Genomic DNA, 18,292 nt, shown 5'->3' with positions numbered 1-18,292 from the left:
GCATCCGACACCTCCAACTGCATCAGCACGGCGGCGCCCTGCGCGATGCCGAGGCTGTCGGCGTCGATGTCGGCGTTCGCGCCCGCGCAGACGACGATCGAGTTCTCACCGGAGGCATCGACGACGATCAGCGCCGTCCCGGTGGCCTCGGCCGAGGTCTGCACCCCCGACGCGTCGATGCCGAGACCGCGGAGCCGCTGCCGGATGCCGTGCCCGTCGGGGTCGTCTCCCACGGCGCCGACCAGGCGGACATCAGCGCCCAGTCGCGCCGCGGCAACGGCTTGATTCGCACCCTTGCCGCCCGGGCCCCGCTGCAGTTCGCCGTCGGCGACGGTCTCGCCGGGTCCCGGTGCCCGCCGCACGCGGGCGGTCAGGTCGACGTTGATGGCGCCGACGACCGTGAGTTTCGGTGCGGCGGTCATCGCTCGGTCTCCGTGGCGACGACGCGCGAGGAGGGGAGAAGTTCGGTGCTCACCGGACCAAGCCTGTCACCTTCAGTGCAGCAGCAGCTTCGCCACGATGAGAAGCGCCGCCACGATCGCGGCCCCCACCGCCGTCAGCACCACGGTGAGCGGGGAGTAGCCGCGCAGGCGTGCGCCGGTGGTCGCGACGACGACGAGGTAGATCATCGCCACTCCGACACCCCACAGCAATGCCGTCGGCAGTGTCACCCCCAGGGCCGTGAGCGCCACGACGACGAGCAGCGGCGCGAAGGTCACCGACACCATCGGCGCGCTCACCCGCAGGTGGTGCGCGATGATCCGCGACGGGCGGTCGGTCGAGACATCACCGAGCGAGTACGCGAAGACGTGGGTGGCGAAGTACACGATGTTCGTCAGCGCGACCACGGCGATGACCACGCCCACATCGGAGTCGCCGAGACCGAAGAGGGTGGATGCCGAGACGAGAGCGCCGTAGCAGCCCGCGCTGATCCGCTCGGCGGCGTCGTGGCCGAGGCGCGGCGGGGACGCGGGCGCTGCGTCGGGGGAAGTCGTCATGTCGGAGTCACCCTCGCGAGGGTCGCCGACGCAACGCTGCCGACACGATCGCGACGACCGTGCCGACCGCGACACCGATCACAGTCTCGAGGACTCGGTCGCGCAACAGCATGTCGGGCGTGGCGGGGGAGGCGAGCGAGATCATCAGCAGCGCCAGCGGCGTGATGAAGACCATCGCGATGCCGTAGTTGCGTCCGACGAAGAGTTCGGCGCCGGCCTGCAGGGTGATCGCGACCACGAGCACCGCCCACGGCGGGAGCGACAGCGCGAGCAGGCCCGCGGCAATGAGGACTCCGAGGAGGGTGCCGACGAGGCGCTGAACTCCGCGGATCAGACGCGCGGTGACGTGCGCCCCGCCCACGGCCGCGACGGCCCCGACCATCGCCCAGTACCAGTGCGTGCCGATCAGCAGGGCCCCGGCGATACCGGCGAGGAGCGCCGCGGCCCCGACCGTCGCTGTCATCTCCCACGCGACGGCTCCGATCGGAGGGCGCGGGCGCGTCGGCAGCCGCCATGAGCCGCGTCGCGCGAGTACGAACACGACGGTCACGAGGAGGCTCCAGATCACGCTGCTCGCCCCCACCAGGAGCACGAGCCCGAAGGTCGCCGCCGTCGCGGGGAAGCTCGCGCACGCGCCGGCCGCGAAGACGGTGAACAGCGCGCCGGGCGGATGCCATTGCGACCGGTACGCGAACAGCGTCACTGCCGCGGCGAGAGCCGCCACGACCGCCACGCTCGCCAGCGGCGGTGCCGCGAGCGCGGACAGCGCGGTGCCCAGCAGCATCGCCAGGACCAGGATGCCGCCCGCCGTGGCTTGCATCCGGACCCGACGACGGGGGACGTCGAGGCGCCCGTACAGCGCCGCGAAAGCACCGAACGACGCGTAGACGCTGAGATCCAGGCGACCGATCAGCAGCAGGATCAGCAGCGGGACACCGACGCTCAGCGCCGCCCGCGCGGCGACACGATGATCGCCCTGATGGGGTCCGACGCGGATGACCCCGGTCCACACACGTCCCCGGGATTCCGCCACCTCTCCAGCCTACGTCGGGCGGAGCGGCGCGCTTGCAGCGGCGGTGGGGTGTGGCATCCGGGAATCTCGCCGGCGGCGACGTGCGACGTCCGCGTCCGAGCGGGTGGGGTGCGGGACGGCGGCGGCCCTCGTGTGATGGGGTGGAGGCATGGATACCGACCGCGAGAAGCCCCCGATCGAGCCCGGTCCCGAGCCCGACACGTCGACAGCGGCGCAGGGGGAGAAGTCCGACCCGACGCTCGACGGCGACGACGAACCCGTCGAGTGACGCGGGGCTGCTTCGACATCGAAGGGTGCGGAGGGTGACGTCCACCCGCGTTCCGTAGGCTGGAAGACCCCGACCCGTACGAGGAGAGACGTGTTCCGCACGCCGCTGACCCTGTTCCGCACGCTCGCGATCGCCGAGGCGGTGTCGTGGACGCTGCTCATCACCGGGCTCATCCTGCGGGCCGCCGCCGACCTGCCGATCGCGGTGACGATCGGGGGCGGCATCCACGGATTCGTGTTCCTCGCCTACGGCGCCACCGCGGTGCTCGTGGCCCTGAATCAGCGGTGGGGCTTCGGGCCCGCCGCGGTGGCGATCGTCAGCGCGATCATCCCGTACGCGACGGTGCCCACCGAGCTGTGGCTGCACCGCACCGGGCGGCTGCGCGGAGGCTGGCGCCTCGAGGCCGGGGACGACCCGCGCGACCGCCGGCCCCTGGACCGGTTGCTGCGGTTCTTCCTGCGGCGGCCGTGGGTGCTCGGCATCCTGATCGCGGCGGTCGTAGCGCTGATCTTCGTGGTGCTGCTGGTCGTCGGTCCGCCGGGCGGCAAGGGCTGACGCTCAGCGACGCGTCGACACCGTGACCGTGAACTTGCGGTCGCGGGCGACCTGACGCGTCGGTCCGACGATCCGCTCGAGCGCGGGACGGTACTGCAGGGCCGAGTTCCACACCGTCCACAGCTCACCGCCGGGCGCGAGGGCGCGCGCGGCGTCGGCGAAGAAGCGCGGCGCGATGCCCTCGTTGATCGCCGGGCCGGAATGGAACGGCGGATTCAGCGCGATGAAGCGTGCGCTGCCGTCGGGCTGGGAGCCGAGCATGTCGTCGCGGACGACCTGGATCCGTTCGGCGACACCGTTGGCCTCGGCGGTCGCCCGCGCGGAGGCCACGGCCGCGGCCGACTGATCGCACGCGATGACGCGGAGGGTGGGATGCCGCGTCGCCAAAGCCGCGGCCACGACCCCGCTCCCGCACGCGTAGTCGATCGCCTCGGGGCTCGTCGGCTCCGGCAGGTGGGCCAGGAGCAGACGCGTGCCGATGTCGATCGAGGCGCCGGCGAACACGCCGCCGAGCGCGCGGATCTCGAGCCCGTCGACCGTGGCCGCCTCTGGCTGCGGATCCGCGCCGCCGTGCGGGCCACGCGAGACGAGGACACGCGACTTCTGTCGGGCGTGAGTGACGTCGACGCGAGCGAACCGCGTCCGCAGCACGTCGTTCATCGTCGGCGTCATGTGCTTGATGCGGCCGCCGGCGAAGACCACGACGTCGGGGTGGGCGTGCGCGGCGATGAAGCTCGCGACGTCGTCGAGCGCGCGCAGCGACCGGGGCAGGCGCAGCAGGACGACCCGCGCGTCCCGCACCAGGTCGGCATCCAGGCCGTGCGACGAGAACGTGTCGTCGAGCCCGAGGCGGGACGCGTTGGACGCGAGGGCCCGTTCGCCGGTGAGGGCATCCTGGTGCACGCGGATGCCGCGCGCTCCGTCGGAGGCAGCGCCCAGGGTCAGCGCGCCGTACGTATCGTCGATGACGACGAGCCCGCCGTCGGGGACGTCGTCCCGCGCGGCGGCGGATTCATCGAGGAGGAGGCGGTCGGCGGCATCCACCGCGACGAGGTCGGGACCCTCGAGGTCCGGCCAGCGGCGGAGGTCGTCCAGGGAGAAGGTCACCCTTCCACGCTACCCGGGGGCGGGGCGGTCACTCGGACCGAGGTCGGAAGACGCAGCGCGTGCGCGCGACGATCCCGACACGGACGCGGGCTTACCGCGTGCCGAAGTGGAAGGGCAGAGCCAGCGACGCGGCAACGAGGATGATGCCGAGCGCGAAGAACAGCGCCGGTGCGGCCAGCGAGAACGACAGGCCGGTGAGCAGCATGCCGCCGACGAACAGGAGGAGCGAGACGATGAACATAGGGGATCCCTTCGGTCGCTCCAGGCTATCGTGCGGCGTCGGCGTCGAGGTTCCGCCCCGCCCGTTCACCGAGGGCCGCGTGCGTCCAGAGCGTGCTGCCGGCGACGGCGGCAGGCATGACGGCCACAGCGCCGAGCGGGATGAGGAAGCACAGCTGCGTCGCCACCCCGAAGCCGAGTGCCCGGGCACGGTTCTCCCGCAGCACCGCTCGGCGGGCGCGGCGGTCGAGGCCGCGCGCCGCGAGGGAGCGGGACGTGAGTTCGTCGGCGAGCAGCCAGCCGGTGAGGAGCAACCCGACCGTGAACCCGAGTACTCCGCCGACCACGGGGATGAGACCGAGCAGCCATGCGGCGAGCGCGGTGAGGGCGCCGCGGGCGATCAGCCGCACAGCGTCGGCGATCGAACGCCAGAACCCATAGTCGCTGTCCGGGACGCGGCCGAGCGCGGTCAGCTCGGTGGCACGCCAGATCCGGTCGTAGAACGGCTCGCCCACGGTCAGGGTCACGGCGGTGAACGACACGATCGCAAGGAACGCGGCCGCGCCGAACGAGGCCACCCCGATCGCGGTGCGCAGCACGGTCGCCCACAGCGGGTCCCAGTCGTCGGCGAACGGCGTCCAGTCGTCGACGACGTTGCCCAGCAGGACGGCCCAGGCCACGAGCGCGGCGCCGAACACGAGACCGACGAGGAATCCGGGGATGAGTCCGAGAGCCATGGCGCCGGGGGAGCGGCGCCACTGACCGAGTCCGCGGAGGAGCAGGCGGGCGCCCTGGAGGAACTCATGCATGTCAGAAGTCTCGCAGGGCGTCGCGGGGGCCGCGTCGGAGGTCGCTGACAGGATGTGGACATGCGCATCCGCACCACCTCCACGCAACGCACCTACCGGTACGTGCGGCTGACGATCCTCGGCGCCACGCTGTTGCTCGGCGTCGCGATCGGTGTGCAGGGGGTCGTCGGGGGTGGGCTGCCGTCGGTGAGCGCGTCGTACTACACCCCAGCCGGCCCGATGTTCGTCGCGTCGCTGTTCGTGGTCGCCGCGGCGTTCCTCGCCCTGTCCGGTCGCAGCGTCGAGCAGGGGCTGCTCGACATCGCCGCCGTGCTCGCCCTCGTCGTGGCCGTGGTACCCACGACGGTGTCTTCGCCGGTGTGCGGCTCGGCGACGTCGTGCGTCCTCCCGGCGGTGCTGCCGACGGTCGCGAACAACGGCATCGCCGTGGCGTCCGTCGTCCTCCTCGGTGTCGTCGCGGCGATCGTCCTCGCCGTCGTGCAGGGCACGTTCTCGCGCGGAGTCGCGGCGACCGCGAGCGTCGTCGCCGCGCTCACGGTCGGGCTCGCCGTGTGGGCGGGCGTCGACCCGGCGTCGTTCCTCGCGCTCGCGCACAACGCCGCGGCCGTGGCGTTCTTCGTCGTCATCGGGGCGGTCGCCGTGGTCGCCGCCTGGCGCCCGCAACGGGCGCCGCGGCGGTTCCGCCGGGCGTATGCGGTGGTGGCCGGCGGCATCCTCCTCACCCTCGTCGGGCTCGGCGTGGTGCTGGTCGCGGCCGTCGCGGGTGCCGAGGTGTCCGCCCCGGTGCCGTGGGTGCTCATCGGCGAAGCGGCCGCTCTCGTGTTCTTCGCGGCATTCTGGGCGGTGCAGACCGTGGAGCTGTGGAACGATCCCGATCCCCGACTGCGGCTCTGAGCGTGCGACCGGCGGCGGGGAACGCACCCGGGAATATCCTCGGAGCCTCGCCGTTGAACTTGATACGCGGTCGCTCAAGTATCAAACTTGAGCCGACTCCACTCACGTATCACAGGAGACGGAATTGCCCGAAGATGTCACCCCCGGCGCCGGGGACAACGGCGCTCAGTCGTTCGACGAGTTCCTCGCGCGCTACCTCGCGGGGGAACGCGCTCGTGCCGAACGTTCCATCGACCTGAGCCGGTTCCTCAGTTCGCGGACGCAGGATGCCCTGCAGCAGGCCGGCCGCTACGCCCTCGGTCGCGGACAGCGCGAACTCGACGCGCTGCACGTGCTGCACGTCCTCGTCGGGCAGTCGCCCGCGCGTGAGGCCGTCACCCGGCTCGGCGCCGACCCGGCCGCGATCGCGCGCGCCGCCGAGAGCCGCCTCCCGGCCGCGGGTCCCGCCGCCGACGTCGACGGCGCGGTGGTCGCCGGTTCGGTGCAGCGCGCGCTGTTCCACGCCTTCCAGGTCGCTCGCGCCGCAGGCTCGACCTACGTCGACCCCGACCACCTGTTCTTCGCGCTGGTCCTCGCGCAGGACGCCCCCGCCGGGCAGATCCTCGCGCAGGCGGGTGTCACCGCCGAGGCGCTGACCCAGGGCGTGCGCGAGACCGTCGTGGGCGGCGACGAGGTCACGGGTTCTGCCCCGACGGCATCCGAGACCCCGAACCTCGACCGCTTCGGCACGGATCTCACGGCCCTCGCCCGCGAGGGACGCCTCGACCCCGTGATCGGTCGTGCCGACGAGATCGAGCAGACGATCGAGATCCTCAGCCGCCGCACGAAGAACAACCCCGTGCTCATCGGCGAGGCCGGTGTCGGCAAGACCGCCGTCGTCGAGGGACTCGCCCGCGCGATCGTCGAGGGCAACGTCCCCGAGCAGCTGCGCGACACCCGCGTCGTGTCGATCGACCTCGCCGCGATGCTCTCCGGCGCCCGCTACCGGGGCGACTTCGAGGAGCGGTTGACCCAGACGATGGACGAGATCGCCGCGCAGTCCGGAAAGCTCGTCGTGTTCATCGACGAGGTGCACACGATCGTCGGCGCCGGAGCCGGCGGCGAGGGGGCGATGGATGCCGGAAACATCCTGAAGCCGCGCCTGGCCCGTGGTGAGCTGCACCTCATCGGTGCCACCACGCTGAAGGAGTACCGCACGATCGAGAAGGACCCCGCCCTCGAGCGGCGTCTGCAGCCCGTTCGCGTCGGTGAGCCTTCCCTCTCCGACGCCGTCGAGATCCTGCGCGGCCTGCGCTCGGCCTACGAGGAGCACCACGCCGTGACCTACACCGAGGACGCCCTGCGCGCCGCGGTCGAGCTCGGCGACCGGTACCTGCCCGACCGCGTGCTGCCCGACAAGGCGATCGACCTCATCGACCAGGCGGGGGCGCGGCTGCGTCTCAAGCTCGGGGCGACGGTGGACACGTCCGCCCTCGTCGAGCGTCTCGCGAGCCTCGAGGCCGACAAGAACGCCGCCGTCTCGGCCGAGCACTACGAAGAGGCGTCGCGACTGCGCGACGAGATCGCCGCGGTGCAGACGCGCCTCGACGAGGCCACGAGCGCCCCGCGCGCGGCAGCCGTCGTCGATGAGCCCGAGATCGCCGCGGTCATCAGCCGGGCCACCGGCATCCCGGTCTCTCGCCTGACCGCGTCCGAGCGCGGACGCCTCGCGCACCTCGAGACCGAGCTCCACGCCCGCGTCATCGGACAGGATGCCGCGGTCACGGCGGTCGCGAAGGCCGTGCGCCGGAACCGCACGGGCATGGGCGACGAGCACCGGCCCGTCGGCTCGTTCCTGTTCCTCGGGCCCACCGGCGTCGGCAAGACCGAGCTGGCCAAGGCCCTCGCCGGCTCGCTGTTCGACGACGACTCCGCCGTGATCCGCTTCGACATGAGCGAGTTCGGGGAGCGGCACACCGTCTCGCGCCTCATCGGTGCCCCTCCGGGATACGTCGGGTACGACGAGGCCGGCCAGCTCACCGAGCGGGTGCGCCGGAACCCGTACTCCGTCGTGCTGTTCGACGAGATCGAGAAGGCCCACCCCGACGTCTTCACCCTGCTGCTGCAGGTGCTCGACGACGGACGCCTGACCGACGGCCAGGGGCGCACGGTCGACTTCCGCAACACCGTCATCGTGATGACCTCGAACCTCGGCAGCGAGGTGCTGGCATCCCGGTCGGGAGCGATCGGCTTCACCACGACCGGCCACGAGTTCGCCGACGACGACCTGCGCGACCGCGTGATGGGCAAGCTGCGCGAGGCCATGCGGCCGGAGTTCCTCAACCGGATCGACGACATCGTGATGTTCCGCAAGCTCGAGAAGGAGCAGTTGCGCGACATCGTCCGTCTGCTGCTGGACCGCACGTCGAAGCGGCTCGCGTCGCGCGACGTGGCGATCGAGGTGACGGATGCCGCGGTCGACCGCCTCGCCGAGGTCGGCCACGAGCCCGAGTACGGTGCGCGCCCGCTGCGCCGGGTGATCCAGCGCGAGATCGACGACCGGATCGCCGACTTGTTCGTCTCCGGCGACCTCGTCGACGGGGGAGCGGTGACGGTGGATGCCACGGCATCCGGGTTCGTCGTCCGGGCCACCGTCGAGGCGCTCGCCGCGTAAGGCCCTGGGCCCCTGGAACCTTCGGGTTCCGGGGGCCCGACCCTGTCTGCGCCCGGCGGGTTCGCTGGCACAACTCCTGCAGGTCACGGCGTTCTGGGTCCTGGCCGCGGGTCCGGACGCATGCTGCAGGAGTTGTGATGAATGCCACGGGGCGTCGTCCGCGATGTCGGAGGTTCACGGCAGAGTAGGGGGATGAGTCGTATCGGCACGATCTTCAGCCCGTACCCGCATCCGCCCGAAGAGCTGCGCGAGGCCGCGCGCGTCGCCGAGGGCGAGGGTGTGCCCGAGCTCTGGCTGTGGGAGGACTGCTTCCGCTCCTCGGCGTGGGCTGCGGCTACGGCCGCGCTCGCCGTGACTGACCACCTGCGCGTCGGGGTGGGCATCGCGCCTTTCCCGCTGCGCAACGTCGCGGCCTCGGCGATGGAGGTCGCCACGATCGAGCGGATGTTCCCGGGGCGTCTGCTTCCGGGCTTCGGGCACGGTGTGCAGGACTGGATGCGGCAGATCGGCGCCAAGGCCGCCTCGCCGCTCACGCTCATGCAGGAGCAGCTGCCGGCCCTGCGCGGACTCCTCGCCGGAGGCACGGTCAGCGCCGAGGGCCGTTACGTGCGGTTGCGCGAGGTCACGCTCGACTGGCCGCCGGTCGTCGCCCCGCGCGTATACGCGGCGGCCGAAGGACCGAAGACCCTCCACCTCGCCGGCGCGGTGGCGGACGGTGTCATCCTCGACAGCCGACACACGGTCGCCGAGATCGCCGAGGCGGTCTCCACGGTGCGGGCGGGATGGGCCGAGGCTGGGCGCGAGGGCAGCCCCGACGTCGTCGCGTACGTCCTGACGGCCTTCGGTCCGGGGGCGTCCGAGCGGGTCGCGGCGGTACTGAAGGACCTCCCGGATGCCGCGGACCGCGCCCTGGCGGGATCGGTCGGCGAGGTCGCCGAGGGCATCGCGCGGTTCCAGGCGGCCGGAGTGGACGACGTCGTGCTGCTCCCCACCGACGACGTCGACCTGCACACGTTCCTCGCCGGCGTCGGTCAGGTCGCCGTCGCGCTCCCCGCCGCCGGAGGCGTCTCGTGAGCGACGGGGTGCTCTCGCTGGGGGTCGCGGGGTCCCTCGGCCCCGAGGCGATCGCCGCCATCGCCCCGGCGGTCGAAGAGGCCGGGTTCCACACGCTCTGGGTGAACGACACCCCCGACGGTGACGCGCTCGCGGCTCTCGCGGCGGCCGCCCGCGTGACGGATCGCCTGCGGCTTGCGACCGGCGTCATCCCGGTCGATCGCCGCCCCGCCGACGAGATCGTCGCGCATGCGGCATCCCTCGACCTGCCGTTCGACCGCCTGACGATCGGCATCGGCTCGGGAATCGCCCGCGAGGGGGCGCTCGCGCGCGTCCGCGACGCGGTCGCGGTGTTGCACGGCGCCGGGCTGCCGCGCGTGCTGGTCGGGGCCCTCGGGCCGAAGATGCGGCGGACCGGCGCCGAGCACGCCGAGGGGGTGCTGCTCAACTGGGTGCCGCCCACCGAGGCGCACGCGCAGGCCGAGGCCCTCCACGCGCTCGTCCCTGCGACGCACGTCGCCGTCTACGTCCGCACCGCGATCGCGGCAGCCGCGCGCGAGCGCCTCGACGCCGAGACCGCGCGCTACGCCGCGTTCCCGAACTACGCCGCGAACTTCGCGCGGATGGGGGTGGATGCCGCCGACACCACGATCCGCGACGTCACCGCACTGGACGGCGCGGTCGCGGCCTATCGGGCGGCGGCCGACGAGGTCGTGCTGCGCGCGATCGTCGCGGAGGACACGGTCGAGGCCTACCTCGAGTTCGTGCGGCGGACGGGGCCGGGGCGGGGCTGACGACGGCCCGTGCCCTCTGCGGCGGATGACAGACTGACCGGATGCCACGACGTCGAGGTCTCACCGTCCGTTTCGTCGCGCGCAGCGTGCTCGCCCTTCTCCTGATCGGGGCCGGTGTCAGCCATCTGACCTGGGGACGCCGCGGATACCGCATCGTCGTGCCGGACTGGGCCACGCGGGCGCTGCACACCGACAAGGACGCCATCGTCGTGGCATCCGGGGCCGCCGAAGTGCTGCTCGGGGTCGGCCTCGTCGCTCTGCCGCGCGAACGCCGCCGCGTCGGTGCGGTCGTCGCGGCGTTCTTCGTGGCGGTGTTCCCGGGGAACGTGCACCAGTGGCGCACGGGACGTTCGGCGCCGGGCCTGAGCACAGACCGGGCGCGCTTCGTGCGGCTGTTCCTGCAATTGCCGCTCGTCGTCTGGGCCTGGTGGGCGACGCGCGAGCGGTGATCCGCGGCGCCCACGACCACCCGGGCTACGCGGCGTCGCCGAGCTCGAGGATGCCGCGGTCGAAAGCCGCCCGGGCGAGCACCTTGTAGCCGTGGTCGGGGAAGAACACCGTGAGCCGATCGGCCTCGACGGCCATGACGGTGCCCGTGCCCCACTCGTCGTGCTCGACGACGGAGTCCACGCGCACCGTCTCCGCGTCGGGGTCGATGGCCGTCACGGCAGCGGGCTCTGCCTCCGTCGGGGCCGCGTCGCACCGGTCGCACCTTCCGCAGCGCTCCTCCGCCGCGACCCCGAAGTACTCCAGCAGCGCGCGGCGACGGCAGCGCACCGTCTCGGCGTAGCCCCGCATGATCTCGATGCGCGACGCGCGGATGCGCTCCTCGGCCGCGTCGCGCTCGCGCACCGCGGCGACGGCGTCGCCGGCTGTGGCATCCGTGTCCGCCAAGATCCCCTCGGGGCCTGACACCGCCAGTCCACTCGCGACGAGCTGAGTGAGGACACGGCCGATCGCCCGGGTCGAGCGTCCGCTCTCCTCCGCGATCTCCTTGGCCCGCATCGGTGCGTCGGCGCGCCGCAGGACGTCCCAGACGCCGGCGATGTCCGAACGTGCGCTGTGCCCGCCGGCGAAGAACGAACGGAGCGAGAAGTCCTCGGTGCGATAGTGCAGCACTGCCCGAGCCGGCTCTCCATCGCGGGCGGCGCGTCCGATCTCCTGCGCGTACGAGTCCAGCGACTCGGTGACGTCGGCGTGCACGACGAGCCGGACGTCGGCCTTGTCGACGCCCATCCCGAACGCCGAGGTCGCCACGACGACGTCCAGCTCTCCGCCCCGCCACGCGGAGTGCACGTCGTCGCGCTTCTTCTGCGCCATGCCGCCGTGGTACGCCGCGGACCGGAGTCCCCGGTCGGCGAGCTCGGCGGCGTACGCGTCGGTCTCCTTACGGGTGGCCACGTACAGCAACGTCGGGCCGTCGGCATCCCCCACGTCGTCCAGGACGGCGCGGCGCTTGTCGGCGTCGTGTTCGTGGCGTCGCACGGCCAGACGGATCTCGGGGCGGTCCATTCCGCGCACCTCGAGGTGCGGGTCGCGCATGCCGAGGCTCGCGACGATGTCGTCGCGGACGGGACTCGAGGCTGTCGCCGTCAACGCCAGCACCGGGGGATGACCGAGAGCCTCGACGGCGTCGCCGATGCGCGCGTACTCGGGACGGAAGTCGAACCCCCACGCCGACACGCAGTGTGCCTCATCGATGACGAAGAGCCGCACGTCGGACCGCTGCAACCGACCGAACACCTCGGGGTTCGCCAGTTGCTCCGGCGCGAGGAAGACGTATACCGGGTCGCCGCTCTCGATCGCGGCCCAGGCGGCGCGGCGGGCCCGCGCCCCGGTCCGCGAGTTGAGCGCGACGGCCGCGGGGGCGTCCGGAGCCGCGTCGATCGAGTCGATCTGGTCGCGCTGCAGCGCCAGCAGCGGAGAGACGACCACGGTGACTCCGCCCAACTCGCATCCGGCGATCTGGTACACCGCGGATTTACCCGCTCCGGTGGGGAAGACGACGAGCGTGTCGCGACCGCTCACGACGGCGTCGATCGCCTCCGCCTGGCCCGGGAGGAGCGCGTCCCACCCGAACACCTCACGGGCGGTGCGAGCGGACTGATCGGCGGTGGCGGGAGCGTTCACGGGACCTCGTTCGTCGGTTTCTGGAGATCCAGCACACTCCAGCGGGTCGGCCGCAGACCGGGGCTTGCGGAGCTGAGGCGCGTGTGTTCTCGACCGGGCGTTCCAGGCGGCGGACGGAGTGGCATCCCCGGCGCGCGAGCGCAAGCCACCGGCGATGTCGGAGGGGGATGCCAGGATGCCGACATGCTCTTCGGCGATCTGCAGGCCGCGCTCGCGGCGGTGACGGCCACGCGCTCGCGCCTCGCCAAGGTCGAGGTCCTCGCCGAGGCCCTCGGCCGACTCGCCCCCGACGAGATCGTGCCGGCGGTGGGCCTGCTCACCGCCGCGCCCCGCCAGGGACGTCTCGGCGTCGGTTGGCGCACGCTGGCAGCGCGCGCCGGCGAGCACGCCGACTCGTCCCGGCTGACGATCGGCGACATCGACGCGGCGTTCGCGCGGCTGGTCGCGATCTCGGGCGGCGGGTCGGCCGCGGCGCGCACGGCTCTTCTCGACGACCTGGCCGCACAGGCGACGGCGGACGAGTGGGACCTGCTGGTCCGGATCATGACGGGTGAGCTGCGCACCGGTGCACTCGAGGGCGTGCTCCTCGACGCCGTCGCGCGCGCCGCCGACCGAGATCCGCTCCTCGTGCGTCGGGCCGCGATGCTGTCCGGCGACCTCGGCGAGACGGCCGCGGTGGCTCTGACGGGGACGCCGGAGGATCTGGCATCCATCGGTCTCGTGGTGGGCCGCGGCGTGCAGCCGATGCTGGCCTCGACCGCCGCGTCGGTGGCCGACGCGCTCGCGATCGCCGGTCGAGCGTCGGTGGAGTACAAGCTCGACGGTGCGCGCGTGCAGGTCCACCGTCACGCCGACGAGGTGCACGTGTACACGCGCACGCTGGCCGACGTGACCCACCGCGTGCCCGAGATCGTCGCGCTCGTCCGCGAGCTCCCGGTGACCGACGTGATCCTCGACGGCGAGACGCTCTCGCTCGACGACGACGGGGCGCCGCGCCCGTTCCAAGAGACGATGGCGCGGTTCGGCGCCGAGACGGCGCGCGAGATCGCGCTGCAGCCTTGGTTCTTCGACGTCCTGCACATCGACGGGCGCGATCTCGTCGACGAGCCCCTCGTGGTCCGCCGGGCGGAACTCGACCGCATCGCCCCCGACGCGCGGATCCCGGCGATCGTGACCGACGATCCCACCGAGGCCGACGCGTTCGCCCGTGCGGCTCTGCAGGCCGGTCACGAGGGTGTCATGGTGAAGGGCCTCGATGCCCCCTACACCGCGGGACGCCGTGGCAAGAGCTGGCTCAAGGTCAAGCCGGTGCACACGTTCGATCTCGTCGTGCTCGGCGTCGAACGCGGATCCGGGCGGCGCGCGGGCTGGCTGTCCAATCTGCACCTCGGGGCTCGGGATCCGGGCGGGGCGTTCGGGGATCCCGGTGGTTTCGTCATGGTCGGGAAGACCTTCAAGGGCCTCACCGACGAGCTCCTGCGGTGGCAGACGGCCCACTTCGCCGAGCGCGAGATCGGTGCCGCTCCCGGCGGGATCCGCGTCGCCCCCGACACGGTCGTCGAGATCGCGATCGACGGTGTCCAGCGGTCCTCGCGCTACCCGGGCGGTGTGGCGCTGCGGTTCGCGCGCGTCAAGGCCTACCGGCCCGACAAGCCGGCGGCCGAGGCTGACACGATCGACACGCTCCGCGCACTTCTGCCGGGCGCCGGTGCCCCCATCGGGCCGGAGACGGACGAGGCGGATGCCGCCGACGATGCGGGCGCCAGGCCCGGGGAAGGGTGAGGCGATGAGTCGTGCTCCGTGGCTGGATGGAGAACTCGAGTACCGCAGCTTCGGCACACCGGGCGCGCCCCGCGCGGTGCTCGTGCTGCGCACGGGCGACGTCTCGACGATCGATCCTGACGTCCGCATCACGTCGGGGTTCGACGTCCGGATCGTCGCGGTGGGTCTGGACGCCCCCGAGCTCGAGGACCCGCCGGCGTTCGGCGGACAGACGCCCGCGGGTCTGACCGTCGACGCCCTGCGGACACTGCTCGAGCGCGAAGCGCTCGGCACAACGGTGGGGGTGGTGGGCGAACGGTCCGCCGGGCCGATCGCCATTCACCTGGCAGCCGCGATGGGTGATGTCGTCGACCGACTGGCGATCGTCGGCGTCGAGAGCCCGTCCGACCCGCTCAGTCGCGACGTGCATGCGCCGCTGCTCGACGGGGTCGCCGCTGAGACCCTGATCGTCGTCGGGGGCTCCGGGCCGGCGGACGCGGGCGACGCCGAGTGGTACAGGAGCCGTCTGCCGTCCGCCCGCATCGAGGAGATCCACCCCGACGATCTCGACACGATCAACGGCCACGTGACGCTGTCGGAGGTGTGGGGGAGTGTGCTCGCGCACGTCGCCCCGGGCGCCCAGCGGCGCTGACGCCGGGCCTCAGCTTGCCCGCGCGACCGCGCGCACCTGCACGACGTTGGATTCCTCGTCGACCTCGACGTGGTCGGTCTGCGCCTTCAGGAAGTCCGAGAAACTGCGGAAGCCGAGCGCCTTCTCGCTGAACGACGGGTCGAGCCGCTTCATCAGGTCCTTGACCGCCGACGCGTGCAGCCATTCTCCGTCGGCGCGCTCGCCCTCCAGCTGCATGGCGCGTTCGAGCAAATTGACCGCCGGATCCTGAGACCGCTTGCGAGCGCGCGGCCGCGAGGGTGCGGCATCCTTCTTCGTCTCGGCGAGCTTGGGGATGCCGGGAAGACCGTCGTAGTTGTCGAATCGGTCGCACGCGGAGGCCAGCGACTTCGCCGTGGAGCCGGCCACACCGATGCCGACGACGTAGCGCCCGAGACGCTTGCACCGCTGCGCGAGGGGGACGTAGTCGCTGTCACCCGCCACGATCACCACGTGCGAGAGGTCCGGAAGACGGAACATGTCCTCGACGGCATCCACCGCGAGACGGATGTCTGCCCCGTTCTTGGCGTATGCCGCTGCGGGAAACAACTGCACGAGGTCGACGGCGCGGGCCACGAGCTGCGAGCGGTACTCGGCGTTCACCGGGGCCGACCAGTCGGCGTAGGCGCGCGTCAGAACCAGGGTGCCGAACGACGCCGCGTAGTCGATGATCGCTCCGACGTCGATCGTCGCCTTCGTCAGCCGCTCGGCGATCTCGGGTTCGATCGGGTTCTCGGCGATCTTCTGCCGGTCGCGGGAGTACGCGTTGCGCCCGTGCACGCGGTCGTACCAGGACATCACGATGTTGTCGAAGTCGAGGTAGACGGCGACACGGGCGCTCTGGGTATCCGGCATGGCTCCAGTCTCCCCCGTAGGAGCGTGAGACGGGTAGCCCGCTCAGCGCTCCCCGGGGTAGACCACACCGATCTGTCGGCGGATCTCATCCAGAACACCCATGATCGCGACGGTGTCGTCGATGGAGAGCACGTCGCTCGAGGTCGCCCCCGCCGCGACCAGGCGCTCGGCCGCCAGAGCCTGGAACTGCATTCCGCGTCCCTCGACGGCGCCGTCGAATTCCTCGATCACGCCGCCGTCGGGACCGACCACGCGGAACGTCGTCGGCGTGTACCAGACGCGGTCGATCTCGATCCGGGCCTCGGTGCCCACGATCTGCGCGATGTTCATGCCCGCACCGCGCGAGGACGACACGGTCGTCGAGACGGCGCCGCCGGGGTGGGCGAACACCGTCGCGACCTCGGCGTCGCTCCCGGCATCCGACAGGCGGGCGATCGCGGTGATGCGCTCGGGGAGGCCGAGCACGGAGACCACGAACGAGATGGGGTAGATGCCCAGGTCCAGCAGCGCTCCACCACCCAGGTCGAGGGAGTTCAAACGGTGCTGCGGGTCGGTCGAGATCTTCTGCGTGTGATCGGCGGACACCACACGGATTTCCCCCAGGGTGCCGGCGGCGAGGATCTCGCGGATGCGTTCCATGTGCGGCAGGTACCGCGTCCACATGGCCTCCATCGCCAAGAGACCCTTCTCGGCGGCGCGGTCGCGGATCGCCGCGGCCTCGGTGCCGTTGAGGGTGAACGGCTTCTCGACGAGGACGTGCTTGCCGTGGTCGAGCGCGAGAAGGGCGTTGTCGAGGTGGCCCGGGTGCGGTGTCGCGATGTAGATGATGTCGACGTCGGGATCGGAGACGAGCTCCTCGTACGAGCCGTGCGCGTGGGGGATGTCGTACTGCTCGGCGAACGCGCGCGCGTTCTCGATCGATCGGGAACCGACGGCGGCGACGTCGAGTCCCGCAGTGCGGAGGTCGGAGGTGAAGGCGTGCGCAATGCCGCCGGTGGCGAGGATGCCCCAGTGCAGTCCGGTCATGGCTCCACCGTATCGGCGCGAACGGGACATCAGGCCGCGTCGGGACGGCGCGCGAAGGAGCGAGGACGGATGCCGCCCGCGTAGGCTCGCGTCATGACGCCCGTCGAGCGCTTCCGCGAGCTGCTGGCCATCCCGACCGTGTCGCACGTCGACGTGACGCGGACCGACACGGCGCGCTTCGAGGAGTTCCGCGCCGCGCTGGAACGGCTCTACCCGCTCGTCCATGCGCACCTCGAGCGCGAGGTCGTCGCCGGGCATTCGCTGCTGTACCGCTGGCGGGGGCGGTCGACCGGCGAGCCCCTGCTGCTCCTGGCCCACCAGGACGTCGTCGACACGGCGGGGCAACCGTGGACCCGGGACCCTTTCGCCGCCGGGATCGAAGGCGAGGGGGCTGAGGCCACGCTGTACGCCCGCGGCGCGATCGACGACAAGGGCGCCCTCGTGGCGATCTTCGAGGCCGTCGAAGAGGCGCTGTCGGAGGGGCTCGTTCCGCGTACCGATGTGTGGCTGGCGTTCGGCCACGATGAGGAGACGCTGGGCACGGGCGCTCACGCGATGGCCGCGCTGCTCGCGGAGCGGGGTGTCCGCCCCGCGCTCGTGCTGGACGAGGGCGGGGCCGTCGTCGAGGACGCGGTGCCCGGTGTCGCGGCGCCGACGGCGATGATCGGGGTCGCGGAGCGCGGCACTGCGACCTTCGACCTCGTCGCGCGGGAAGCGGGCGGACACGCGTCCACGCCGCCCGCCCTCCCCGCCACCGCGCGCCTCGCGCGTGCCATCGATCGCTTGCGTCGTCGCCCCTTCCCGCGCCGGCTCGTCCCCCCGGTCCGGGCGATGCTCGCGACCGCCGCCGCGCACGCGCCCGCGCCGGTGCGCACGGCATTCCGCCGTACCGAGCTGACGGCGCCGGTGCTGACCGCAGCCTTCGCCCTGCTCGGGCCCGAGACCAACGCGCTCGTCCGCACGACCGCGGTGGTGACCCGGTTGGAGGGATCGGCGGGCGACAACGTCCTCGCCACCGTTGCACGCGCGACGGTGAACGTGCGACTGCTCACCGGCGACACGGTGTCGGATGCCGCCATCCACGTGCGCCGCGCCATCGCCGACCCGCACATCGACATCGAGCTGCGCCATGGGGGCGATCCCTCTCCGGTGTCCCCGTGGCAGGGCGCGGCCTGGCGGCGGCTCGCCACGGCGGTGGGGGAGACGCTCGGTGACGACGTCGTGCCGCTGCCGTACCTGCAGCTCGGGGCGAGCGACAGCCGGTTCTACACCGGGCTCACCGACAACGTGTACCGCTTCGCTCCGTTCCACCTCACGCGCGCCGAACGCGACGCCCTGCACGCTCCCGACGAGCGCATCCGCGTCGACGTGTGGCTCCGCGGCATCCGCTTCTACCGCGCCCTCCTGGCATCCTGACGCGCCCGGCGGGGCCGGCGGGGCCGGCGGGCCCGCGCCGCTCCTCTTTCG

General features: G+C 72.3%; 18 protein-coding genes. 9 read left to right on the top strand and 9 right to left on the bottom strand.

What is annotated here, in order from left to right; genetic code table 11:
* The 3 genes from FE256_RS14170 to FE256_RS14160 all read right to left on the bottom strand — a co-directional run.
* On the bottom strand, nt 1-422 hold a 422-nt coding region (locus FE256_RS14170), incomplete at its 3' end, for a PfkB family carbohydrate kinase (RefSeq protein ID WP_252371036.1).
* A 72-nt stretch (nt 423-494) separates the two neighbouring features.
* Nucleotides 495-998, bottom strand: coding sequence for a hypothetical protein (locus tag FE256_RS14165; protein WP_138176800.1), 504 nt, complete (start codon nt 996-998; stop codon nt 495-497).
* A 7-nt stretch (nt 999-1,005) separates the two neighbouring features.
* Nucleotides 1,006-2,031, bottom strand: a complete 1,026-nt coding sequence (locus FE256_RS14160) for an FUSC family protein (RefSeq protein ID WP_138176798.1) — start codon at nt 2,029-2,031, stop codon at nt 1,006-1,008.
* 358 nt (nt 2,032-2,389) lie between these two features.
* Between FE256_RS14160 and FE256_RS14155 the strand changes: the two genes are divergently transcribed.
* The gene (locus FE256_RS14155; RefSeq protein WP_138176795.1) at nt 2,390-2,854 is read left to right on the top strand and encodes a DUF3817 domain-containing protein; all 465 of its coding nucleotides are present in this window, start codon (nt 2,390-2,392) and stop codon (nt 2,852-2,854) included.
* Between the two features lie 3 nt (nt 2,855-2,857).
* Here FE256_RS14155 and FE256_RS14150 read toward each other — a convergent pair whose 3' ends face one another.
* The 3 genes from FE256_RS14150 to FE256_RS14145 form a co-directional block, all read right to left on the bottom strand.
* Complete coding sequence (locus tag FE256_RS14150; protein WP_138176792.1) at nt 2,858-3,961, bottom strand: class I SAM-dependent methyltransferase; 1,104 nt, start codon at nt 3,959-3,961, stop codon at nt 2,858-2,860.
* Between the two features lie 91 nt (nt 3,962-4,052).
* On the bottom strand, nt 4,053-4,202 hold the full coding sequence (locus tag FE256_RS18235; RefSeq protein ID WP_171024345.1) for a hypothetical protein: 150 nt from the start codon (nt 4,200-4,202) through the stop codon (nt 4,053-4,055).
* Nucleotides 4,203-4,227: 25 nt separating this feature from the next.
* A complete protein-coding gene (locus FE256_RS14145; protein ID WP_138176789.1) occupies nt 4,228-4,989 on the bottom strand; it encodes an EI24 domain-containing protein in 762 nt (253 codons plus the stop codon).
* 60 nt (nt 4,990-5,049) lie between these two features.
* Between FE256_RS14145 and FE256_RS14140 the strand changes: the two genes are divergently transcribed.
* From FE256_RS14140 to FE256_RS14120, 5 genes are all read left to right on the top strand, one after another.
* Nucleotides 5,050-5,883: a hypothetical protein gene (locus tag FE256_RS14140; protein WP_138176786.1), complete on the top strand. Its 834-nt coding sequence runs from the start codon at nt 5,050-5,052 to the stop codon at nt 5,881-5,883.
* A gap of 124 nt (nt 5,884-6,007) precedes the next feature.
* Nucleotides 6,008-8,536, top strand: coding sequence for an ATP-dependent Clp protease ATP-binding subunit (locus FE256_RS14135; RefSeq protein ID WP_138176783.1), 2,529 nt, complete (start codon nt 6,008-6,010; stop codon nt 8,534-8,536).
* A gap of 192 nt (nt 8,537-8,728) precedes the next feature.
* A complete protein-coding gene (locus tag FE256_RS14130) occupies nt 8,729-9,610 on the top strand; it encodes an LLM class flavin-dependent oxidoreductase (RefSeq protein ID WP_138176780.1) in 882 nt (293 codons plus the stop codon).
* Entirely contained in the window at nt 9,607-10,383 is a 777-nt protein-coding gene (locus FE256_RS14125; RefSeq protein WP_138176777.1) for an LLM class flavin-dependent oxidoreductase, read from the top strand. The genes FE256_RS14130 and FE256_RS14125 overlap by 4 nt, the downstream gene beginning before the upstream one ends.
* Before the next feature lie 41 nt (nt 10,384-10,424).
* Entirely contained in the window at nt 10,425-10,832 is a 408-nt protein-coding gene (locus FE256_RS14120; protein ID WP_138176774.1) for a DoxX family protein, read from the top strand.
* 25 nt (nt 10,833-10,857) lie between these two features.
* On the opposite strand, the gene FE256_RS14115 is transcribed toward FE256_RS14120, so the two are convergent.
* Nucleotides 10,858-12,513: a RecQ family ATP-dependent DNA helicase gene (locus FE256_RS14115; protein WP_138176771.1), complete on the bottom strand. Its 1,656-nt coding sequence runs from the start codon at nt 12,511-12,513 to the stop codon at nt 10,858-10,860.
* Between the two features lie 183 nt (nt 12,514-12,696).
* Between FE256_RS14115 and FE256_RS14110 the strand changes: the two genes are divergently transcribed.
* Together FE256_RS14110 and FE256_RS14105 are read left to right on the top strand one after the other, a co-directional pair.
* On the top strand, nt 12,697-14,295 hold the full coding sequence (locus tag FE256_RS14110) for an ATP-dependent DNA ligase (protein ID WP_138176768.1): 1,599 nt from the start codon (nt 12,697-12,699) through the stop codon (nt 14,293-14,295).
* Between the two features lie 4 nt (nt 14,296-14,299).
* Entirely contained in the window at nt 14,300-14,926 is a 627-nt protein-coding gene (locus FE256_RS14105; RefSeq protein ID WP_138176765.1) for an MDR/zinc-dependent alcohol dehydrogenase-like family protein, read from the top strand.
* A 9-nt stretch (nt 14,927-14,935) separates the two neighbouring features.
* Here the strand turns inward: FE256_RS14105 and FE256_RS14100 are convergent, their stop codons facing one another.
* Both FE256_RS14100 and FE256_RS14095 read right to left on the bottom strand, forming a co-directional pair.
* Nucleotides 14,936-15,799: an NYN domain-containing protein gene (locus tag FE256_RS14100; protein ID WP_138176762.1), complete on the bottom strand. Its 864-nt coding sequence runs from the start codon at nt 15,797-15,799 to the stop codon at nt 14,936-14,938.
* Nucleotides 15,800-15,841: 42 nt separating this feature from the next.
* Nucleotides 15,842-16,825 (bottom strand): Gfo/Idh/MocA family protein, encoded by a 984-nt coding sequence (locus FE256_RS14095; RefSeq protein WP_138176760.1) that lies wholly within the window; start codon nt 16,823-16,825, stop codon nt 15,842-15,844.
* Nucleotides 16,826-16,918: 93 nt separating this feature from the next.
* Between FE256_RS14095 and FE256_RS14090 the strand changes: the two genes are divergently transcribed.
* Nucleotides 16,919-18,241 (top strand): M20/M25/M40 family metallo-hydrolase, encoded by a 1,323-nt coding sequence (locus FE256_RS14090; RefSeq protein WP_138176757.1) that lies wholly within the window; start codon nt 16,919-16,921, stop codon nt 18,239-18,241.
* Nucleotides 18,242-18,292 lie beyond the last annotated feature (51 nt).

Source organism: Microbacterium sp. 5K110 (genome assembly GCF_005774735.1).
Taxonomy (GTDB): domain Bacteria; phylum Actinomycetota; class Actinomycetes; order Actinomycetales; family Microbacteriaceae; genus Microbacterium.
This window is presented reverse-complemented; position numbering and strand designations above follow the sequence as displayed.